The organism is Caldibacillus sp. 210928-DFI.2.18, assembly GCF_020554505.1.
In the GTDB taxonomy this organism is placed as follows: Bacteria; Bacillota; Bacilli; order Bacillales; family Caldibacillaceae; genus Caldifermentibacillus; species Caldifermentibacillus hisashii.
Window position 1 is genome coordinate 1 of the sequence record NZ_JAJCHL010000064.1, and the last position, 19,914, is coordinate 19,914.

Here is a 19,914-nt window from a genome sequence, read left to right on the forward strand (position 1 = left end):
CGACGAAACTTATTCTCGTCGCCATTTTGAGGCGAGAAATGCTCTATTTTGGCGACGAGACCTTTTCTCGTCACCATTTTGAGGCGAGAAATGCTCTATTTTGGCGACGAAACTTATTCTCGTCGCCATTTTGAGGCGAGAAATGCTCTATTTTGGCGATGAGACCTTTTCTCGTCGTCATTTTGAGGCGAGAAATGCTATTTTTTGACGACGAGACCCTTTCTCGTCGTTATTTTGAGCCGAGAAATGCTCTATTTTTGGCGACGAGACCCTTTCTCGTCGTCGTTTTTGGGCCGGATACTCCCTTTTTTGGCGACGAGACCTTTTCTCGTCGTCGTTTTTGGGCCGGAAACTCCCTTTTTTGGCGACGAGACCTTTTCTCGTCGTCATTTTGAGGCAATAAATGCTCTATTTTGGCGACGAGACCCTTTCTCGTCACCATTTTGAACCGGAAATTGCTCCTTTTTGGCGACGAAACTTATTCTCGTCGCCATTTTGAGGCGATAAATGCTATTTTTTGACGACGAGACCCCTTCTCGTCACCATTTTGAACCGGAAATTGCTCCTTTTTGGCGACGAGACCTTTCTCGTCGTCATTTTGAGGCGGGAAATGCTCTATTTTGGCGACGAGACCCCTTCTCGTCACCATTTTGAACCGGAAATTGCTCCTTTTTGGCGACGAGACCTTTCTCGTCGTCATTTTGAGGCGGGAAATGCTCTATTTTGGCGACGAGACCCCTTCTCGTCACCATTTTGAACCGGAAAATGCTCCTTTTTGGCGACGAAACTTATTCTCGTCGCCATTTTGAGGCGATAAATGCTATTTTTTGACGACGAGACCCTTTCTCGTCGTCATTTTGAGGCGAGAAATGCTATTTTTTGACGACGAAACACCCACCCGCCTTTGGGATGCGAAACTTAAGTTATTTATTTTTTACCGATAGCAACACGCCATTGTTCCGGTCCTTCTTCAATGTAATCCCATGTGAAACATCCTTCCCGTTCAATCAAAAACTGATAATATAGTGGTTTCGGATCATGGTCGTTGGTTAATTCCATGTATTGGCCAGATTGTAATCCATCAAACGTTTCAAATATTTTTGCGTGACGATATTTTGGTTCAATATCCGGTGCAAAGATTTTTGTAGTAAATTCTATATTCATAAAGAAACCTCCATTTACTGATGAAATATGTCTTTATTATAAAATAGTTTTCAGCAAAGCGGTGTGATTTACTTCACTGTGAATATGTGACTTATATCAGGGGGGTGAATCCTACATCTATAAGAGAATTAGAATTTGCTCATGATAACGGATGTTCGAATCAAATCAGTTTGAATCCTACATCAATAAATGAATTACTACGGCGTTTCCCATTATTTAAAAGCTTGGCAAAAGATGAACCATTTTTGTGTTCATTTAGCGAAAAATCGAATACTTCCTAACTGAAAATTTATCTTTTCTTACGTATAAAAAACGCTGTTTAAACTTGATACTTGTGACAAATAATATATGAAAAATAGAAAGGAAACTCAAAATGAGGAAACCCGGTATTCAATTATCTCTGCAAACAACAAGTCTTATTGTTGGATTCATGGTTTGGGTATTATTATCTTCTTTGATGACCTTTATTAAGGAAGATATTTTGCTCACACCCGTACAGGTATCGATTGTTACTGCAGTCCCGGTTATTTTAGGTTCCGTGTTGCGAATACCCCTCGGATTTTATACGGACAGGTTCGGTGCAAGAATTATCTTCATAATTAGTTTTCTTATCCTTTTGTTCCCTATATTTTATATCAGTACAGCCAACACTTTTATTGATCTTGTTATCGGCGGTCTTTTTCTAGGTGTGGGAGGTGCAACATTTTCCATCGGTGTGACCTCTCTACCTAAATATTATTCGAAAGAGAGGCAAGGTTTTATTAACGGAATCTATGGTGTCGGTAATGCCGGAACAGCGATCACGACATTTGGCGCACCAATTCTAGCGAAATCAATTGGTTGGCAAGATACCGTTCGCCTATACTTAATTCTATTGTTGGCATTCATTGTTTTATTGTTTATTTTTGGCGATCGGAAAGAAGTTAGAGTAAAGAAATCAATGGTGGAACAAATCCAAGGTGTTTATAAAAATGCCACGCTTTGGTTTCTTAGTTTGTTTTACTTTATCACTTTCGGCGCTTTTGTTGCCTTTACTGTATTTTTGCCAAATTTTTTAGTAACGTTCTTTGGTTTGGATCCTGTTGACGCCGGAATCAGAACAGGAATTTTTATTGTTTTGGCAACTGCTATGCGACCGATTGCTTCCTGTTCAAATATAAACAATTTATAACCTCCTTAAGGCAGAATCATGGCGTCATCTTATTAAAATAATCATCTTTCAAAACTTGAATACATTGTCCTCCCGTTTTAGCGATAAAATCTTTCAGTGCAAGTTTTTCATTTTCTAATTGCTTATTAGAAAAAAATTGTTCAGAGCTGTGGTTGAAATTTTCTCCAAACCGTACAATTAATTTTATGCCTTCATCTTTATTAATCCCTTCCAATTGAACATCATAGGGTTGAATATGGAAATTAGTTTCTAATTCTGTAATGATATATCGATATAGTTTAGGGGATACTTTGTAAAGAAATATAGGTTGCTCTCCGTTTGACATATTCTCAACTCCGAATTTAATGGTGAGGCAATATTTTTTCTTCCTCGAAATTATGGTAAGCATCAACATGAACTAATGCATGGAATTGTTGCAATACTTCTTCAGTAAATCCATCTGTTTCAAGTGTTTGCTTAATTTGTTTGACCAAGTACCGCATTGTATTATGGTCGCGAACTAAAGCTGTGATTGCAGCCTTCAATTCAGGATGTTCCTCTGCTAGTTCTTTATATAATCCTTCCTCTTCTGCCTGAGCATGTCTGAGTGTACGAGTTTCCCAATGTTCTACTGCAATATAGGCTGTCTCCAATGCCTTTTCAGTTTGTCCCGCTTTTACTAATCTAGCTAGAATGTTGTTTAGCTCCTTTGCCTCCTCCAATGCTGCTTCATGAATTGCTGAATGACTATCTGCATGTTTCAAACCTGGACCTGACATAATCATTCTCCTTTTCATATTTTTACCAACAAAATAATTTTTACTTATTCATCATTATGTTGTTAAAATTTTCATTTTATACGTGAATAGTTGACGTAAAAAAAGGCCCCTTAGACAAGTGCCTAAGGAGCCGAAAATAGCATCATTATATATCCTATTGTTTTACCGGTTTTCGCCAAAAGCCAATGAGTAAACCGGCGATGACTGTACCAATAAGTAAGGCTATCAAGAACATAAATGGTCTTTCAGCAAGGGCAATGACGAAAATTCCTCCATGTGGTGCCGGAATAGCCGTATTCCAAAGCTGAGTTAGCCCGCCGGCAATCGCAGAACCAACAATGGATGAACCGATAATACGTAACGGATCAGAAGCCGCAAACGGAATTGCCCCTTCTGTAATAAAGGATATTCCGAGTAAATAATTAGACAAACCGGAACGTCTTTCTTCATCCGTAAATTTATTCTTAAAGAAGGTAGTTGCCAAGGCTATTGCCAGTGGTGGAATCATCCCGCCGGCCATAACTGCAGCCATAAAACTTCCGTCGCCGGTATCGGTAAATACACCGATAGAGAAAGTATATGCCGCTTTGTTGAATGGTCCACCCATATCAATTGACATCATTCCGCCAAGTAAGGCACCTAATAATACCGCATTGGCTGTTCCCATATCACTTAAGAAGTCGACAACCGCCGTATTAATACTTGAGAAAATCGGGCCAATAATGAAATACATCAGCGTACCGACAATGAACAAGCTCAATATCGGATATAGTAGTATTGGTTTTAACCCTTCCAATGATCTTGGCATACCGCGGAATAGTTTTTTCAAGAATACAACAATATATCCTGCCAAGAAACCTGCTGCCAAACCGCCCAAGAATCCGGCATTGCTGTTCACTGCCATCAAACCGCCGACCATACCGGGCATTAATCCCGGACGATCACCGATACTCATCGCAATATATCCGGCTAAAATTGGAATCAAGAAGTTGAAGGCATTTCCGCCAATCGTATTTAAAAACTTAAACGTTACACTATCATCACCAAATGTACTTTCAAACAGGAAGGAAATGGCCATCAAAATCCCGCCGCCAACAACGAACGGAAGCATATGGGAAACACCATTCATTAAGTCTTTGTAAATTTTTCCCCATACAGAAGTATTGGATGGTTCTTCTTTTTGTCTATCATCATTTTCAGCATGGAAGGTCGGGGCATCACCTTTGATTATTTTTGAAATTAATTCTTCCGGTTTGTTAATACCTTCACTTACCGGTCTCTCTAAAAGCGGTTTACCATTAAAACGAGCCATTTCAACTTTTTTATCGGCGGCAACAATAACTCCTTTTGCTCGCCGAATTTCATCGTCTGTTAAACGATTTTTTACACCTTCCGAACCATTTGTCTCGACACGAATGTCCACATTCATTTCAGCAGCTTTTTTCTTTAACGCCTCTTCAGCCATGTAAGTGTGAGCAATTCCCGTCGGACAAGCCGTTACAGCCACAATAAACGGTTTTTCACTTGTATCCGCTTGTACGTTTGCTTCCTTTTCTTCACTTTCTTCTTCTCTCTTTTGGAAGATATTAACGACTTCATCCGGCGTTTTTGCAGACTTTAATCCTTCAATAAATTTTTCATCCAGTAATGAGCGGGAAAGAGCTGCTAATGCTTGCAGATGTGTATCATATGCACCATCCGGAACAGCAATCATAAAGAAAAGGTATGTCGGTTCCCCATCCAATGATTCATAATCGACTCCTTTGTTACTTTTGGCAAACAGGACGGTTGCTTCATTTACGGCTGCCGTTTTGGCATGAGGCATAGCAATCCCATTACCAAGCCCGGTTGTAGCTTGTTCTTCCCTTTTTAAAATTGCTTCCTTAAATTGGTCAGCGTTATTTATGACATGATGTTTTTCAAGACTTGCAATCATTTCATCAATAACCTCATTTTTGGTAGTTGATTGCAAATCCATAAGCATAATATCTTTTCTTAATAATTCGGTTACTTTCATTACTATTCACCTCATCTTAATATGGGTTTGTTGAATCAAGACGTTTAATTCCAACTTTTTTTACTAAGGATAAAATCTCGTTTCTTTTTGCCAAATCACTTGAGAAAGCGGTTGCACTACCTGAGGCAATACCTAATTGAAAAGCGGAAACAACGTCTTTTGTTTCGACGTAGCGGCTAATGAAACCGGCTATTAAAGAATCACCCGCTCCTACCGAATTTTTCACGGTTCCTTTTGGATTGATTCCTTGGTATACATCTACATCGGTGAATAACAATGCTCCGTTGCCACCCATTGAAACAATGACGTTTTGGGCACCTAATTCAAGTAATTTTTTTCCGTATGTTATTACATCATCCAGACCATTCATTTGAATATCAAAAATGGCTTCTAACTCTTCTAAATTCGGTTTTACTAGTAATGGACGGAAAGGCAAAATCGTCTTCAATTCATTACTTGTTGTATCGATGACAAATTCTGCGCCTTTCTCTCTGGTTCGTTTTGCCACTTTGTGATAAAAATCTTCAGGCAAAGAAGGCGGTTTACTTCCGGACAATACGACTATATCTTCATTCGAAATTTGACTAAGCTTATTTAATAAATCATTTGCTTCTTCAGCGGATATTTTTGGACCAATTCCGTTGATTTCGGTTTCAACATCCGATTTTAATTTTATGTTGATTCTTGTATCTCCGACAACGCGTGTAAAATCAGTATTTACTCCTTCATTTTTTAACCAATTTTCAATAAAATCACCGGTAAAACCACCAATAAAACCAAGGGCGATCGTTTCTGTCATTAATTCATGCAAAATCCTGGATACGTTTATTCCCTTTCCTCCCGGGAATTTAAAATCCGCCTCCATTCGGTTTAGTTCGCCAAGTTGAACGTTTTTGACATGTACGATATAGTCTATTGACGGGTTCAGTGTTAATGTATAAATCATGATATTGCCTCCAATATCGTAGCGTTTTCAAAAATGTTATGATTTTTTAAATGTTTAATCTGATCTGTTATAATCGTCACTTCATCTAAATCACACACCTTCGCAAAATTTACCTTTCCCCATTTTGAATGATCACTAAGCACATATGAATTTGAGGATTGCTGTATAGCAGTATATTTTAATAAGGCTTCCTCAGGATCGGGTGTCGTACAGCCATACTCTTCATCAATCCCATTAATGCCGAGAAAAGCTTTCGTAAATCGATATTTTTTCAATTCACTAACACTGTTTACACCAACAATCGCTTTCGTTGTGTTTTTGACCACTCCACCAAGAAGGTAAACACGCAGTTGCTGGTCTACCAATAATGAAGCATGCTGTACACCATTCGTTACAACTGTAATATTTTTATTTAAAAAAGGAATCATTGCTAAAGTTGTTGTTCCGGCATCCAAGTAAATCACATCGTTCTCTTTTATAAGAGAAGCTGCATACCTCGCAATTAATGTTTTTTCTTGAACATTTTTGGCGGATTTCTCAACAACTGATAATTCTTCATCCAAATCGTAAACCCGTTTGGCGCCTCCACGGATACGTTTCAGGTGCCCGGCATCTTCTAGTAAAATGAGATCTCGTCTTACGGTTGATTCAGAACAATTGAGCTCCCTTATAATATCTTGGGACTTGACAATTCCCTCTTCTTTCAACTTTTTTAAAATATATGAATGCCTTTCTTCAGTTAACATAGGCGGCCCTCCTACAGTGACATAATATCACCAAAATCATTCAAAATCAATCATAAACAGTCAAAATGAGTAAAAATTATTCATTTTTCTTTATAACTGGTAAAATTTTTCCTTTGTTTTCTATTTAAGCTAAAATACGAACAAATATCAATGTTTTCCTCTGTGTGTTATCTGGTTTTTTATGAAATTATGTTTCCTCTTACAACTATTTTTAATCAACTGCAAGCTAAGAGGAATATTATTATTTAAAACTGGAAGATTATGTAAATCTATAAAAAAAAAGCAGGTTAATGACTTTCTAGAGTCAAACCCGCTTTTTTTCATCCAGTATTCACTCTATCCCGCACAAACGGTTACTAAATCTTCCTTTTGCGGCTTAATGGTAATCAAAGCGTAAGTGCCCGATTGGTTCAACTAACCAGCAGTGGGGATGAAGAACCCTCACTGCTGGAAGTTTCACTTTATTTTGATACGGACTGGGGACTGGCTTGTCGAGTGAATATGTTTCTTTATGATACATTAAGTTCAATACGCACGGAGCAATGAACTCAAAAAAAAAATTAAAAATACTTTTTCTTCCCTCGATCCTCTTTTAATATTTCAACTGCTTCTCTAAATCTTTGCGAATGAACAATTTCTCTTTCCCGTAAAAATTTCAAAGCATCGTTTAAATCCGGGTCATCGGACATATCAATAATCCATTGGTAAGTTGCGCGGGCTTTTTCCTCGGCTGCGATATCTTCATACAAATCGGTAATCGGATCACCTTTAGCTTGGATATAAGTTGCAGTAAACGGAACACCTGCTGCATTATGATAAAACAAAGCCCGATCGTGATCTGCATAATGATCTCCGAGTCCTGCATCCCGTAATTGTTCAGGTGAGGCATCTTTTGTGAGCTTGTAAACCATTGTGGCAATCATTTCCAAATGGGCAAATTCTTCTGTTCCAATATCATTTAACAAACCAACAACTTTATCCGGAATGGTATAGCGCTGATTTAAATAGCGGAGAGCAGCAGCTAATTCCCCGTCTGCACCACCATACTGTTCTATGAGGAATTTTGCCAGTCTAGGATTACAGGTGCTCACTTTTACTGGATATTGGAGTTTCTTCTCGTAATACCACATGTTGCAACCTCCAATCAATACATTTTAGTAAAAAAAGCATATTAAACTTGCCATGGCCATGGGGTGTCTTTCCAATTGAACGGATAATTTGAGAAACTGTAACCGAAGTGCATGAGCGGGCCAAATTTCTTTTCAAATTCTGCCTTTAATTCCATACTTCTTTTAGTTGCTTCATTAAATTGTTTAATCGCTGCGGTATCGTCCGGGTGCGTATCCAAATACAAATTTAATTCAACGATAACAAAATCAATCGCTTGGATTTCTTCAAGCATCTGATAATATTCAGGAGGCATCTTCTTACTCATCTTCTTCCCCCCTTATTTGCGGATCCGGATACGGACTGAATAGAGCAGGCCATAGTGTTCCATGAAACAATGCTTCTTTTGCTGTAGAGAACTGCGGCAGTCCTCTAGGTTGAAATCCTAAATACAATTGCGGTGGGGTATTGTAACTTTTTACTCGTATCGGTGGACATGGATCAAACGGACTAACGTACGGCTGCCAATACTTATACTGTGTAAACATAAAATCCTCCCTTCCATTCCCATCATCACCCATATATATGACCGGAAATTTCGAGTTATTCCGTCTTTTTTCGTGGACATCCCCAATAATTTGTTATTAGATTTTTATTGTACGGACACCATACGTTTTTCTAAAAAAATGGACTCTTAGGTGGTCAGTTTCACTTTAAAAATGACCAATAAAAAAGGTATTTGTCCAAAAAGATAGAATAATATATACAGATGATTTTTTTAATTGGAGGGGAAAAAATGATTGTTGAAACCGCTTACGGTAAAGTGAAAGGCATACAAGAAAATGATGTATATGTATGGAAAGGGATACCATATGCTGCTCCACCAATTGGTCCCAACCGCTTTCGTCCACCAACGAGTCTCGAAAGCTGGAATGGCGTGAAAGATTGTAGCGAATTTGGACCTAGTGCCTGGCAACCTTCATTAGAAATTATGAGTTTTCTCGGCAATCAAACCACCCATATGAGTGAAGACTGTCTAACTCTTAATATTTGGTCACCCGGCACCGATGGGAAAAAGCGACCGGTTCTCGTTTGGATTCACGGGGGTGCTTTTATTTCCGGTTCCGGTTCAAGTCCGTTATATGACGGTACATCTTTTGCTAAAAATGGCGATCTTGTCGTTGTTACCATCAATTATCGGTTGGGCATTTTAGGCTTCTTGCACCTTGCTGAACTTGGCGGCGACGGTTATCAAAATTCCGGTAACTGTGGGATTTTAGATCAGATTGCTGCCTTAAAATGGGTCAAGGAAAATATTGCAGCATTTGGCGGCGATCCGGATCAAGTTACGATTTTTGGCGAATCTGCAGGAGCAATGAGTGTAGGTGTGTTACTTGCCAGTCCAAAAGCAAAGGGGTTGTTTAATCAAGCAATTCTTCAGAGCGGTGCCGCCAGTCATGTGATTAAGTCTGAAAAGGCGACAAAGAATACCGAATTTCTCCTTCATGAACTGGGACTTGAGAAAACAGAAATTCAAAAATTAGAAGAAATTCCGGTAGAACAGTTAATTGAAGTATCGGTAAAACTACCGATGATGAGCTTAATTCCAGTCATTGACGGTGAAATTTTACCGAAACATCCGAAAGAACTATTGGCTGAAGGTGCCGCAAAAGATATTCCTGTGCTTATTGGTACAAATAAAGATGAATATCGCCTCTTCACAGTCTTTGATCCTATATGGAAAAAAGAGGACCAAGCAGCAATAAAGAAACGATTCCAACAAACTTTCGGTACTCGTTGGACAAAAATCTCCCAAGAATTCATCAAAGGTAAAGAACTGACACAATCGTTGTATGAAAAATTAATGACGATTATGACATTTACCCATCCTGCCATTCATGTTGCAGAAATACAGACCGAACAAGGATCCCCGGTCTGGATGTACCGATTCGATTGGGAAAGCCAAGCCTTTAACGGTTTACTAAAATCTTGTCATGCTTTAGAAATACCGTTTGTTTGGAATACATTTAGCAAACATGGCGTTGAAAACTTTACCGGTGATTCTCCTGGTCGACAAGAACTTTCCAAGAAAATACATAATGCTTGGATTGCATTTGCGCAAAACGGAGATCCAAATATAAACGATTTACCGAACTGGCCAAAATATGACTTGCAAAACCGAACTACTTTGATATTTAATTCGAATTGTGAAGTCGTTCATGATCCGGATCGAGAAGAACGGATAAAATGGGAAGTTTGTCAGGAAAGATAGATGTTCATTCGATGAAATGAAATAAAGATAGATTGGTATCGGTTATTCATGTACCAATCTATCTTGTTTTTCAATAAGTTTTATAACCATTTTGTTCTAGAATTTTACGAGCATTGGACAAATCTGCTTCCGTTTGAAACGATACCCTCAAAACACCGAGCAGGCCTTCACGAGCTTCAATAATATTCAAATTCGTAATATCAATTTCTTGCTCTGCAATTAATCCGGTTATTCGAGCAATGGCACCCGTTTGATCTATCACGTCAACATACAAATCGTAATACGCGGGAATGGCGCCTTTTGACCGGACCGGCAGTGCGTCACGATATGTTTTTGCTTCTTCAAAAAAGCCGGCAATCAGATGTTCATTTCCTGTTTGAATGATACTTTGCATATTTCTAATTTCCATTATCCAATCATCTAAAAGGTCCAACAAATTATCCCGGTTTTGTAATACAATATCTTTCCACATTCGGGGACTACTCGACGCAATTCTCGTTATATCACGAAATCCTCCCGCTGCTAAAATATTGATAAAAGGATTCCGATTCGCATGTTTTTTTACATGGGTAACTAACCCTGAAGCAATAATATGAGGAAAATGACTGACCACACCGACAATATAATCATGTTCAGCTGCATCCAAAACAAGAAAATTTGCTTTTGTTCCTTTAAGTAAATCCTTTAACTCCTCTATTTTTTCATAGGAAGTACATGGTTGCGGTGTTAAAACGTAAAAAGCATTTTCCAATAAATGAGCCTTGGCGCTTTCCACCCCTGTTTTATGGGAACCTGCCATCGGGTGACCTCCGATAAACGTAATATCCCCGTTCCATAACTCATTGGCCAAATTCATAATATTCCGTTTTGTACTTCCCACGTCTGTGATCAATACATTTTCCTTTAATTGGTATGTTGCCAATTCCCGCATAATTTTTATTGTTTCTTCTACAGGTGATGCCAAAATTATTAATTCGGCACATTCAGCTTCTTTGCGAAAATTAGTCGCCACTTTATCAATGACAGATAACTGCTTTGCCTTTTCAGCTTGTTCATTATTAATATCATAACCTATGACGACAGCTTCCGTTTCCTTCCTAATGGCTAAGGCAATTGATCCGCCAATTAATCCTGTTCCAATTAGTAGTACCCTTTTTTTACCATCCACTTTAACACCTGCTTTCATATTGCACAATGATACGGATAGGGCGGTTTGATGGAAAGTTTCCGCCCCACACATACCATGAAACATTGGGCATACCTATTATGTCATAATCTAAATCTCATTAAACAAGCCTTTCCTTAAATGCGTTCAGTTCATTCATAAAGTCATGGAATTGCGGTATATCCATTTGTTGTAACGAATCAGACAAGGCAACAGCCGGATCCGGATGGACTTCTGCCATTACTAAATCCGCACCAATCGCCAAGGCTGCTTTCGCGGTCGGTAATAGTAAATCTCTTCTGCCGGTTGAATGAGTCACATCCACTGCAACCGGTAAATGGGTTTCTTTTTTCAAAATCGGAACGGCGGAAATATCGAGTGTATTTCTCGTTGCTCTTTCATATGTCCGAATGCCGCGTTCACATAAAATGATTTGGTCATTTCCGCCAGCCATAATGTATTCTGCCGCATTAATGAATTCAGAAATGGTTGCTGAAAGCCCCCGTTTCAATAAAACCGGTTTTTTCACACTACCAACTGTTTTTAAAAGTTCAAAGTTTTGCATATTGCGTGCACCGACTTGAATGACATCGACATAATCCAACGCCAACTCAACATCTTGCGGGGTTACAATTTCCGTAATAACGGACAATTCTAATTCATCGGCAACTTGTCTTAAAATCTTTAATCCTTCCACACCTAATCCTTGGAAATCATACGGTGAAGTTCTTGGTTTATAAGCTCCACCCCTCATCAAGGTTAACCCGTGTTCTTTTAACGCTAAAGCAACTTCCCGAACTTGCTCATAACTTTCAACAGCACACGGTCCCATAACAAAGCGTTGCACACCGTCACCGACTGTTTCCCCGTTTATATTGACAACCGTATTTTCCGGATGAGCTTTTCTGGATACAAGCAACGTCTTTTCATAATCGATTTCCTGTAATTCTAAACTTGCTTTGAAAATTTGCTTAAAAAGATGTTTTATCGTTGCTTCCGTATACGGTCCGTCATAGTTTTTTAAAAGTAAGTCCAGCGATTCCCGTTCCCGTACCGGATCAAAACGATTTGTTCCGTGTTTTTTCTTTTCCTCACCAATTGCTTGAACAATTTTTCCACGCTCATTTAAAAGTTCGAGAATTTGTAAATTAATTTGATCCACTTGTTCACGTAATTTGGCCAACTGATTTTCACTCATGGTAAAACTCCCCCTAGATAGAATTTTAGATAAGAATAGATTTATAATAAAGAAAACTCGGCGATTGCTGAGCCTTTAGGCGAAAGCAGCGCCGCAAGAGCACTTATTCGTTAGGAAAGTAGAAATTGAAAAATTTATACTTTCCTATTAGCAAAAAAGTCCCTGTTGCAAGAACAACAGGGACGATTTTTTAACCGCGGTACCACCCTAATTGTGAGCAAAAATACTCACCACTTAAGACAATAACGATCTGTTGACCGTCTATTTCCCTGAAAATTTTCCGGGAAAAAGAAGCTCCGGGATTGTAATTCATGCTTATCTGTGTACTGATTTCCACCCGCCATCAGTTCTCTTAAAACAGGGAGATCAAGCATTACTCATGTCCTTTCATTGCTTTTCACATATTCACTTTACTAACAAAAACAAATGATAATAAAAAAGTCCTTACTGGAATAACCAGTAGGGACGAATGTATCGCGGTACCACCCTAATTGTGAGCAAAAACACTCACCACTCATTTGGATAACGATCCGTGCACGACCGTCTTTTTCTCAAAGGAAATTTTGAGAAAAAGAAGCTCCAGGAGTGTAATTCATGCTTATCTGTGTACTGATTTGCACCCACCATCAGCTCTCTTAAAACAGGGAGATAAGTCACTACTTGTGTCCTTTCTTCGCTTTTATTGAATGAAAGTTTTTGTTATTGTTTTGAATTATAAGTTCTTTGCAACTTTATGTCAATAGTTTTTTATTAATTTTTAAATAAATTTTTAATTAGTGTAAAACTAAAAAAACCACCGGCTATACGTAACCGATGGCATTCATTATATTTGGACAGGGCGACTAAGGAGCCCAATTTCAAGTGGTGGTAAATTTTTTATTGCATAGAAACCCAAACACTCTTCACTTCTGTATAATTGTTCAGTGCATAAGAGCCCATTTCACGACCAAACCCGGATTGTTTGTAACCACCAAACGGACTGGCGGCATCAAACATGTTGTAACAGTTCACCCATACAGTTCCGGCACGTAACTTGCTGGCAATATAATGGGCTTTTGCGACATCCTGTGTCCAAACCCCGGCGGCCAAACCGTAATCACTGTTGTTTGCCCGGGCAATTAAATCATCGAGATCATCATAAGGTAAGGCTGAAATAACCGGACCAAAAATTTCTTCTTTCGCAATCGTCATTTCATCATTGACATTGGCGAAAATGGTCGGTTCCACAAAATATCCTTGTTCAAACGGATTTTTACCGCCCGTCAGCAGTTCTGCACCTTCATTTAAGCCTTTTTCAATGTAGCCAAGGACACGATTTTGTTGTTCAGTAGAAACAAGCGGTCCCATTTCCGTGTCTTCTTTTAAACCGAAACCTTGCTGAATGCTTTTCGCATGACTGACCATATCACTGACAACATTATCATAATCTTTTTTCTGAATAAATACACGAGATCCGGCACAACATACTTGACCTTGGTTAAACATCACGCCCATTAATGCACCCGGTATCGCTTTCGTCAAATCAGCATCCGGTAAAATGATATTTGGTGATTTTCCACCCAATTCCAAGGTCACCCGTTTTAATGTCTTGGAAGCTCGTTCCATAATCAGTTTTCCCACTTCAGTTGAACCGGTAAACGCAATTTTATTGACTTCCGGATGATCAACAAGCGGCTCACCGGCTGTTTCTCCAAATCCGGGAACAATATTGACAACACCTTCAGGAAATCCGGCTTCTTCAATTAGCTCTGCCAAATATAGAGCAGAAAGTGGCGTTTGTTCTGCCGGTTTTAAAACAACGGTACATCCCGTGGCAAGAGCCGCTCCTAATTTCCACATAGCCATAAGTAACGGAAAATTCCAAGGAATAATTTGCCCGACAACCCCGACCGGTTCATGACGGGTATAGTTAAAATATGGACCAGCTACCGGAATTGTTTGCCCGACAATTTTCGTCGACCATCCGGCATAATATCGCATATGTTCTATGGACAACGGAACATCAGCATTCGAAGTTTCCCGAATCGGTTTCCCATTATCAAGTGTTTCCAATTGAGCCAATTCTGCGCTGTTTGCTTCCATCAAATCCGCTAATTTATACATTAAACGACTTCTCTCTGCAGCACTCATCCGTGACCACGGACCTTCATCAAAGGCTCGCCGTGCCGCTTTTACTGCTCGGTCAATATCTTCAGGTCCAGCTTCATATACGGTTGCCAATACCTCTCCAGTGGCCGGATTATAAGTTTCAAATGTTTTCCCTGATGCACTTTCAACAAACTCGCCATTAATGTAGATCTTCTTCGTTCCTGTTAAAAACTTCTCTACCTTTTCTAATAATTGAACGGTTAATTGGCTCATAAAATTCCTCCTTTAATAGTTTTATAAAGTAGGATACTAGTTGATAACGCTTACAATGTAAATTATACCAAAGTAGGAATCATCCATCAATAAAATATATACAAAATATTCGACATTAATCAACAATTTTTGAATGGATTATCAACCCTTTTAACTCTTTGTTCACAAATGATAAATTCAATATCAATTTTATTCTCTTTGAAAGTTATTAAGGCAAACCCTTATCGCCGTTCAATTATTTTTTCTGGAATGGGCAATCCCGGTTTCCTGTTGTATAAAAAATTTCCTTTTATTTTTGTATCATCATTAAAAATATATTAAAATAATGTCAATGGTATAACGAGAGGAGGTTTTACAGAAGTGATAATTAACGACGCGAAAAATTATAGAAAACCTGAACATGAAATTGATGATGTGTTTATCAATCGTTGGTCGCCGAGGTCCTTTTCCGAACAAGAAGTTCCCGAAAATATTTTACTTTCCATATTTGAAGCGGCTCGCTGGGCACCATCAGCATATAATGAACAACCTTGGCGTTTTATTATAGCCAGGACAAAAGAGGCTCGCGAAAAGTTTTATTCTTTTGTTAGTGAATTTAATTTAACTTGGTGTAAAAAGGCACCCGTACTAGTCCTTATTCTTTCAAAGAAAAACAGTGAAAGAGGCGAAAATAAATCACATGCTTTCGATACCGGTGCCGCTTGGGGATTTCTTGCCTTACAAGCTACAAAATGCGGATTAGTTACCCATCCGATGACAGGCTTTCATTTTGAGAAGGCAAGAGAAGTTCTAGGAATTCCGGATGACTATGCTATTCAAGCACTGGTTGCCATCGGTTATCAAGGAGAGCGGGAAGATTTGCCAAGCAATTTACAGGAACAGGAACAACCAAAAGGACGTAGACCTTTAGGAGAAACTATATTTGAAGATACATTTGGAAATACATGGAAATAAATTAAAGAGGTTTTTTAAAGCGGAACAAAATCGGTTCAAAAAGCCAACAAATGTAAAATTTTTTCTTTATTAATTACACTGAGTAATTCCTTTAATGGACATTTATTTTATAGATAAATCTCCTTTTAATTAGGATTTGGGCACCTAATTATTAGGAGTTTTTATTTTACGGGAGGTAAAATTAGGAGAGAAAACGATTGACAGTTTTGCTTTTCATTCAGATTTAACCTTTTTTATATTATCGTTCACAAATCTCCATTCAACTTATTCAACATATTTAGCCAGTTCTTATTTCACATAACCATTTTACACCCTCCGTTTACAAAGACCGGACAATGGACACCGGTCACAAATCGGCTTTGATTTGCAATACGTTTTTGCATGCTGTACCAAAAGTGCGTGGAATTCATTGTACAATTGCACATCTTGCGGCAGCTCCTTTTCAACAAGCTGGCGAAAAGAATCATAGTCATCAGGCAAATCGTACCCGAGACGGTAAAAAATTCTCTTTGCATATGCATCTACAATAAAAACAGGTGTATTAAATACATACAATAAGATTGAATCCGCTGTTTCTTTTCCTATTCCGGATATTTGCAGCAGTTCCTCTCTTAATTGTTTTTTATCCTTATCCCTGATGCTATCAATATGAAAATGATAGTTTTTTAACCATGACAGAAACGACTTAATTCGTTCTGCTTTTCGATTATAAAATCCACTTGACCGGATGAATTGAGCTATTTCTTCTTTTGACAATACATCAAGTTGTTGGGGTGTTAAATAAGGCCTAAGCTGCTCAAGGGCCTTTTCAACATTCCTCCAGTTTGTATTTTGAACAAGAATGGCACTAATCATCATCTCAAAGTCGGTATCTGCCGGCCACCAATGTTGCGGACCGTAGTGTTCAAATAAATGTTCATAGATTTCTTGAAAGTTTTTTATCTTCATAAATGAGTCAAATCCCCCTTACATTTAAGCGGTCGACTTTCATAAGAAAAAGTCGACCATTCTAGGAAACATGCTTTAAAATATTTTTTTCGGATTTAATATTCCCTTTGGATCAAGAGCTTCTTTAATTTTCCTCATAACAACCAGTGCCGCGCCATGTTCTTTTTCCTGATATTTTTTCTTGCCGATACCTACACCATGTTCCCCTGTACAAGTGCCGCCACGGGATAAGGCATAGGTCACAATTTCTTGATTCAGTTTGTATGCCCGGGCAATATCATCGGGATCATTTACATCAATCATTATACAAATATGAAAATTGCCATCACCGACATGGCCGACAATCCCGCCCGGAATACCGGAATCCTGCAAAACATTTGTTCCAAACCCAATTGCTCCCGCTAATTCAGAAATTGGAACGGCAACATCAGTGGACATAAATTTTCTGTTTCGATATGTATGGATAAAAGCATAGGCCATATGATGACGGGCTTTCCACAGTTGATTTCTTTTTGCATTATCCGTTTCGTGAATAAATTCTTGACACTGAAACGCCTCCAAAATCTCTCTCGTAAATTTTACATCCTCTTTCAAACCGGCTTCATTTCCATGAAACTCGAAAAACAGGGTCGGTTTTTCCGGGTAATCTGTCTGTTCAAAATGATTAACGGCACGAATCGAATGCGCATCGACAAATTCTACCCTCGCCACCGGAATCCCGGTTTGTCTAATGGCAACAACCGCATTTACTGCATCTTCAACTGTCGTAAAAACGGCTCGAGCTGCCATCATGTACTCAGGAATTCCATATACTTTCAATGTTAATTCAGTAAAGCATCCAAGCGTCCCCTCTGATCCGACAAAAAGCCCGGTCAAATGGTAACCCGATGAAGATTTCACTGCAAGACTTCCCGTATGGATAATAGTTCCGTCAGCAAGTACCACTTCCAAATCTTGAACTTGGTCACGCATCGTTCCATATTTGACCGAAGTCGTTCCACTTGCCCCGGTGGCCGCCATCCCGCCTAAAGTTGCATCAGCACCGGGATCAACAGGAAAAAATAATCCATATTGCTTTAAGGCTTTATTTAGTTGGGTTCTCGTTACCCCCGGCTGAACTTTAACAAGTAAATCATTTTCCCGAATTTCAAGAATTTCGTTCATTAAGGTAAAATCAATCGTTATGCCACCCTCATAAGGAATGACATGCCCTTCTAAACTTGAACCGATACCAAAGGGAACGACCGGAATTTCATACTGATTGGCCAACTTCATAATAGCCGCAACTTCCTCTTTTGTTTTTGGAAATACAACTACATCAGGTAAGCTTGGCGTATGATATGATTCATCTTTACTATGTTGTTCAAGAACGGTCGGATTTTGACTAACCCTTTCCTCATCCAGCAATTCCTTTAACTCATTTACAGTTTGGCTAATATTTACTTGGTACATTTGAAATCCCCTCCTGTTTGATTATCAAATTTCTTTCCGATTCCCCCGTCATTCTTTTAACGTTAGCTTTTTCTCCATTTTTGAGGTAGTGTTTTTCTTGCTACAATTTTAAGGGCAATTTTTCATATATTTTTATTAAAAAATATGTACAAATCTCAAAGCTCCTGAACAAAAAAGAAAGTCAGACAGTTTCATAACTTTTTATACATTAACAAATCATCAACAAATTGACCGTTAATGAAAAATTCGTCTATCAATCTGCCTTGTTCGATAAACCCTTTTGCCTTATAAAAAGCAATGGCTTGCGTATTTGTTTCGAGTACCCGGATTGAAACTTTATCATAGCCGTTTTCTTTGCCCCACTTAAAAATATAGTCAATTAACTGTTTCCCTATGCCACTCCTTTGAAAGTCAGGGTGCACACCGATGTCAATTTCCAGTACATGGCTGTTGGACAATAAACCGGTCGGATTTTTGTAGCCAATATAACCTGCCACCCGATTGGCAATTACAGCAACAAATTGACTTCCGGGCGGATAATGTTCAGCGTATTCCGTTACCGACGGATAATGAATCGTAGCCGGTGAGTTTGTACCATTCCATATAAGATGGTTTAATGCGATTAATTCAGGTAAATCTGCTTCAATAGAAGGTCTAATTACGATTTCAGACATTGCGTCCCCCTCACTCTTTAATTTTAAAGTACCATTTGCTTTCTGGTCGCTCACGCGGAGTCAGATTAATAATAAAGTTGCAAATAATCAATATGAGAATTACAAGAGAATTTAATAAAGTTGCCACAGGCTCATCATGGCTGACAATGATTTGCCGTATCATTGCAGTGATTCCAATATAAATAAAATATCGAAGCGGAAAATGGTAATCTTCTTTAAAGTATTTTACGATCATCGCAATGAACTCAAAGTACAGGAAAAAGATAAGAATACTTTCCAAAAATATTTTATAGTCATCATCACTTTGGAAAATCAGGCGGAAAAAATCAACCAATTCTCTTATTAACAAAAACAGTAAAATGATTCCCAGTGTTATGAGTGAAAAATTCAAAACGTGTTGGAATATTTTAGTAATGTAATGACCAATAGAGGTAAATTTTTTATCAAGCTGCTGCAAGTCAACCTCCTCCTCATCAATAGCTATGAATCTTAAATTAATAATAGCATAGGTATATTATGTTTCACACCTAAAAAACATTTTTTAGGAAACTGAGGCTTAATGGACAATTGTCGTGTCATACAAATAACGATTTAGTACTATATTTCACGAAATTTTTTATAGAGGCTGTTTTGTTGCTACGAGGGGATTGTTGGAATTTGGAAGAATCTGTTTATTGAAATTCGGTTTTGGAATTTGAAATTTTGGAGTAACTGTTGAAATTAAGGTAGTTTTTATTGATAATATGAGGAAAATAACGGGAAAGAGGATGCCCGCTACCATTCGATTTGCTTCTCGTCACCCATTTTAAGGCGAAAAATGCTCGTTTTTGACGACGAGAACCTTTCTCGTCACCATTTTGAGGTGTGAAATGCTTGTTTTTGGCGACGAGACCCATTCTCGTCACCATATTAAGGCGAAAAATACTCGATTTTGACGACGAGACCCATTCTCGTCACCATTTTGAGGCGTAAAATGCTCGT

General features: G+C 38.5%; 22 protein-coding genes, 1 pseudogene and 2 other annotated features. Of the genes and pseudogenes, 3 read left to right on the forward strand and 20 right to left on the reverse strand.

Features of this window, described 5'->3' with window-relative positions; all coding sequences use genetic code 11:
• Nucleotides 1–177 precede the first annotated feature (177 nt).
• The 4 genes from LIZ98_RS12595 to LIZ98_RS12610 all read right to left on the reverse strand — a co-directional run bounded on the left by LIZ98_RS12595 (nucleotide 178) and on the right by LIZ98_RS12610 (nucleotide 1,164).
• On the reverse strand, nucleotides 178–390 hold the full coding sequence (locus tag LIZ98_RS12595; RefSeq protein WP_227140441.1) for a hypothetical protein: 213 nt from the start codon (nucleotides 388–390) through the stop codon (nucleotides 178–180).
• Nucleotides 391–478: 88 nt separating this feature from the next.
• The gene (locus tag LIZ98_RS12600; protein ID WP_227139851.1) at nucleotides 479–649 is read right to left on the reverse strand and encodes a hypothetical protein; all 171 of its coding nucleotides are present in this window, start codon (nucleotides 647–649) and stop codon (nucleotides 479–481) included.
• Nucleotides 594–752, reverse strand: coding sequence for a hypothetical protein (locus tag LIZ98_RS12605; RefSeq protein ID WP_227203078.1), 159 nt, complete (start codon nucleotides 750–752; stop codon nucleotides 594–596). Before LIZ98_RS12605 ends, LIZ98_RS12600 begins: the two co-directional genes overlap by 56 nt.
• Nucleotides 753–927: 175 nt before the next feature.
• Nucleotides 928–1,164: a DUF2249 domain-containing protein gene (locus LIZ98_RS12610; RefSeq protein WP_034769274.1), complete on the reverse strand. Its 237-nt coding sequence runs from the start codon at nucleotides 1,162–1,164 to the stop codon at nucleotides 928–930.
• A gap of 373 nt (nucleotides 1,165–1,537) precedes the next feature.
• On the opposite strand from LIZ98_RS12610, the pseudogene LIZ98_RS12615 reads away from it, so the two are divergent.
• Nucleotides 1,538–2,305 (forward strand): annotated as a pseudogene (locus LIZ98_RS12615) (MFS transporter); the annotation flags it as partial.
• Between the two features lie 46 nt (nucleotides 2,306–2,351).
• On the opposite strand, the gene LIZ98_RS12620 reads toward LIZ98_RS12615, so the two are convergent.
• The 8 genes from LIZ98_RS12620 to LIZ98_RS12655 form a co-directional block, all read right to left on the reverse strand.
• Nucleotides 2,352–2,660: a hypothetical protein gene (locus tag LIZ98_RS12620; RefSeq protein WP_108897833.1), complete on the reverse strand. Its 309-nt coding sequence runs from the start codon at nucleotides 2,658–2,660 to the stop codon at nucleotides 2,352–2,354.
• A gap of 16 nt (nucleotides 2,661–2,676) precedes the next feature.
• Nucleotides 2,677–3,093 (reverse strand): hemerythrin domain-containing protein, encoded by a 417-nt coding sequence (locus tag LIZ98_RS12625; protein ID WP_227203080.1) that lies wholly within the window; start codon nucleotides 3,091–3,093, stop codon nucleotides 2,677–2,679.
• A 154-nt stretch (nucleotides 3,094–3,247) separates the two neighbouring features.
• Nucleotides 3,248–5,110 (reverse strand): PTS fructose transporter subunit IIABC, encoded by a 1,863-nt coding sequence (locus LIZ98_RS12630; protein ID WP_227139849.1) that lies wholly within the window; start codon nucleotides 5,108–5,110, stop codon nucleotides 3,248–3,250.
• Nucleotides 5,111–5,126: 16 nt separating this feature from the next.
• Nucleotides 5,127–6,056 carry a 1-phosphofructokinase gene (gene pfkB / locus LIZ98_RS12635; RefSeq protein ID WP_216407052.1) on the reverse strand — a complete coding sequence of 310 codons (930 nt, stop codon included), beginning with the start codon at nucleotides 6,054–6,056 and terminating at the stop codon, nucleotides 5,127–5,129.
• Nucleotides 6,053–6,802 carry a DeoR/GlpR family DNA-binding transcription regulator gene (locus tag LIZ98_RS12640; RefSeq protein ID WP_227139848.1) on the reverse strand — a complete coding sequence of 250 codons (750 nt, stop codon included), beginning with the start codon at nucleotides 6,800–6,802 and terminating at the stop codon, nucleotides 6,053–6,055. Before LIZ98_RS12640 ends, pfkB begins: the two co-directional genes overlap by 4 nt.
• Before the next feature lie 560 nt (nucleotides 6,803–7,362).
• On the reverse strand, nucleotides 7,363–7,932 hold the full coding sequence (locus LIZ98_RS12645; protein ID WP_227139847.1) for a manganese catalase family protein: 570 nt from the start codon (nucleotides 7,930–7,932) through the stop codon (nucleotides 7,363–7,365).
• A gap of 41 nt (nucleotides 7,933–7,973) precedes the next feature.
• On the reverse strand, nucleotides 7,974–8,237 hold the full coding sequence (locus tag LIZ98_RS12650) for a spore coat protein CotJB (protein ID WP_034769253.1): 264 nt from the start codon (nucleotides 8,235–8,237) through the stop codon (nucleotides 7,974–7,976).
• A complete protein-coding gene (locus tag LIZ98_RS12655) occupies nucleotides 8,230–8,457 on the reverse strand; it encodes a spore coat associated protein CotJA (RefSeq protein WP_034769251.1) in 228 nt (75 codons plus the stop codon). The genes LIZ98_RS12650 and LIZ98_RS12655 overlap by 8 nt, the downstream gene beginning before the upstream one ends.
• Before the next feature lie 248 nt (nucleotides 8,458–8,705).
• Between LIZ98_RS12655 and LIZ98_RS12660 the strand changes: the two genes are divergently transcribed.
• Nucleotides 8,706–10,181 carry a carboxylesterase/lipase family protein gene (locus LIZ98_RS12660; RefSeq protein ID WP_227139846.1) on the forward strand — a complete coding sequence of 492 codons (1,476 nt, stop codon included), beginning with the start codon at nucleotides 8,706–8,708 and terminating at the stop codon, nucleotides 10,179–10,181.
• A gap of 70 nt (nucleotides 10,182–10,251) precedes the next feature.
• Here LIZ98_RS12660 and LIZ98_RS12665 read toward each other — a convergent pair whose 3' ends face one another.
• The 3 genes from LIZ98_RS12665 to LIZ98_RS12675 form a co-directional block, all read right to left on the reverse strand.
• The gene (locus LIZ98_RS12665; protein ID WP_375293586.1) at nucleotides 10,252–11,349 is read right to left on the reverse strand and encodes a prephenate dehydrogenase; all 1,098 of its coding nucleotides are present in this window, start codon (nucleotides 11,347–11,349) and stop codon (nucleotides 10,252–10,254) included.
• 118 nt (nucleotides 11,350–11,467) lie between these two features.
• Complete coding sequence (locus LIZ98_RS12670) at nucleotides 11,468–12,544, reverse strand: bifunctional 3-deoxy-7-phosphoheptulonate synthase/chorismate mutase (protein ID WP_227139845.1); 1,077 nt, start codon at nucleotides 12,542–12,544, stop codon at nucleotides 11,468–11,470.
• Nucleotides 12,545–12,719: 175 nt separating this feature from the next.
• Nucleotides 12,720–12,944, reverse strand: a binding site (T-box leader).
• A gap of 58 nt (nucleotides 12,945–13,002) precedes the next feature.
• Nucleotides 13,003–13,227, reverse strand: a binding site (T-box leader).
• Nucleotides 13,228–13,420: 193 nt separating this feature from the next.
• Nucleotides 13,421–14,905 (reverse strand): aldehyde dehydrogenase family protein, encoded by a 1,485-nt coding sequence (locus tag LIZ98_RS12675; protein ID WP_041845367.1) that lies wholly within the window; start codon nucleotides 14,903–14,905, stop codon nucleotides 13,421–13,423.
• Nucleotides 14,906–15,271: 366 nt separating this feature from the next.
• On the opposite strand from LIZ98_RS12675, the gene LIZ98_RS12680 reads away from it, so the two are divergent.
• Nucleotides 15,272–15,859, forward strand: coding sequence for a nitroreductase family protein (locus LIZ98_RS12680; RefSeq protein WP_034769284.1), 588 nt, complete (start codon nucleotides 15,272–15,274; stop codon nucleotides 15,857–15,859).
• Nucleotides 15,860–16,165: 306 nt separating this feature from the next.
• Here LIZ98_RS12680 and LIZ98_RS12685 read toward each other — a convergent pair whose 3' ends face one another.
• The 5 genes from LIZ98_RS12685 to LIZ98_RS12705 all read right to left on the reverse strand — a co-directional run bounded on the left by LIZ98_RS12685 (nucleotide 16,166) and on the right by LIZ98_RS12705 (nucleotide 19,841).
• Entirely contained in the window at nucleotides 16,166–16,807 is a 642-nt protein-coding gene (locus tag LIZ98_RS12685; protein ID WP_043988630.1) for an endonuclease III domain-containing protein, read from the reverse strand.
• Nucleotides 16,808–16,882: 75 nt separating this feature from the next.
• On the reverse strand, nucleotides 16,883–18,259 hold the full coding sequence (locus LIZ98_RS12690) for an FAD-binding oxidoreductase (RefSeq protein WP_227139844.1): 1,377 nt from the start codon (nucleotides 18,257–18,259) through the stop codon (nucleotides 16,883–16,885).
• 191 nt (nucleotides 18,260–18,450) lie between these two features.
• The gene (locus LIZ98_RS12695; protein WP_227139843.1) at nucleotides 18,451–18,933 is read right to left on the reverse strand and encodes a GNAT family N-acetyltransferase; all 483 of its coding nucleotides are present in this window, start codon (nucleotides 18,931–18,933) and stop codon (nucleotides 18,451–18,453) included.
• Nucleotides 18,934–18,943: 10 nt separating this feature from the next.
• A complete protein-coding gene (psiE, locus tag LIZ98_RS12700) occupies nucleotides 18,944–19,390 on the reverse strand; it encodes a phosphate-starvation-inducible protein PsiE (RefSeq protein ID WP_082026120.1) in 447 nt (148 codons plus the stop codon).
• Between the two features lie 214 nt (nucleotides 19,391–19,604).
• Complete coding sequence (locus LIZ98_RS12705; RefSeq protein ID WP_227139842.1) at nucleotides 19,605–19,841, reverse strand: hypothetical protein; 237 nt, start codon at nucleotides 19,839–19,841, stop codon at nucleotides 19,605–19,607.
• Between the last annotated feature and the right edge of the window lie 73 nt (nucleotides 19,842–19,914).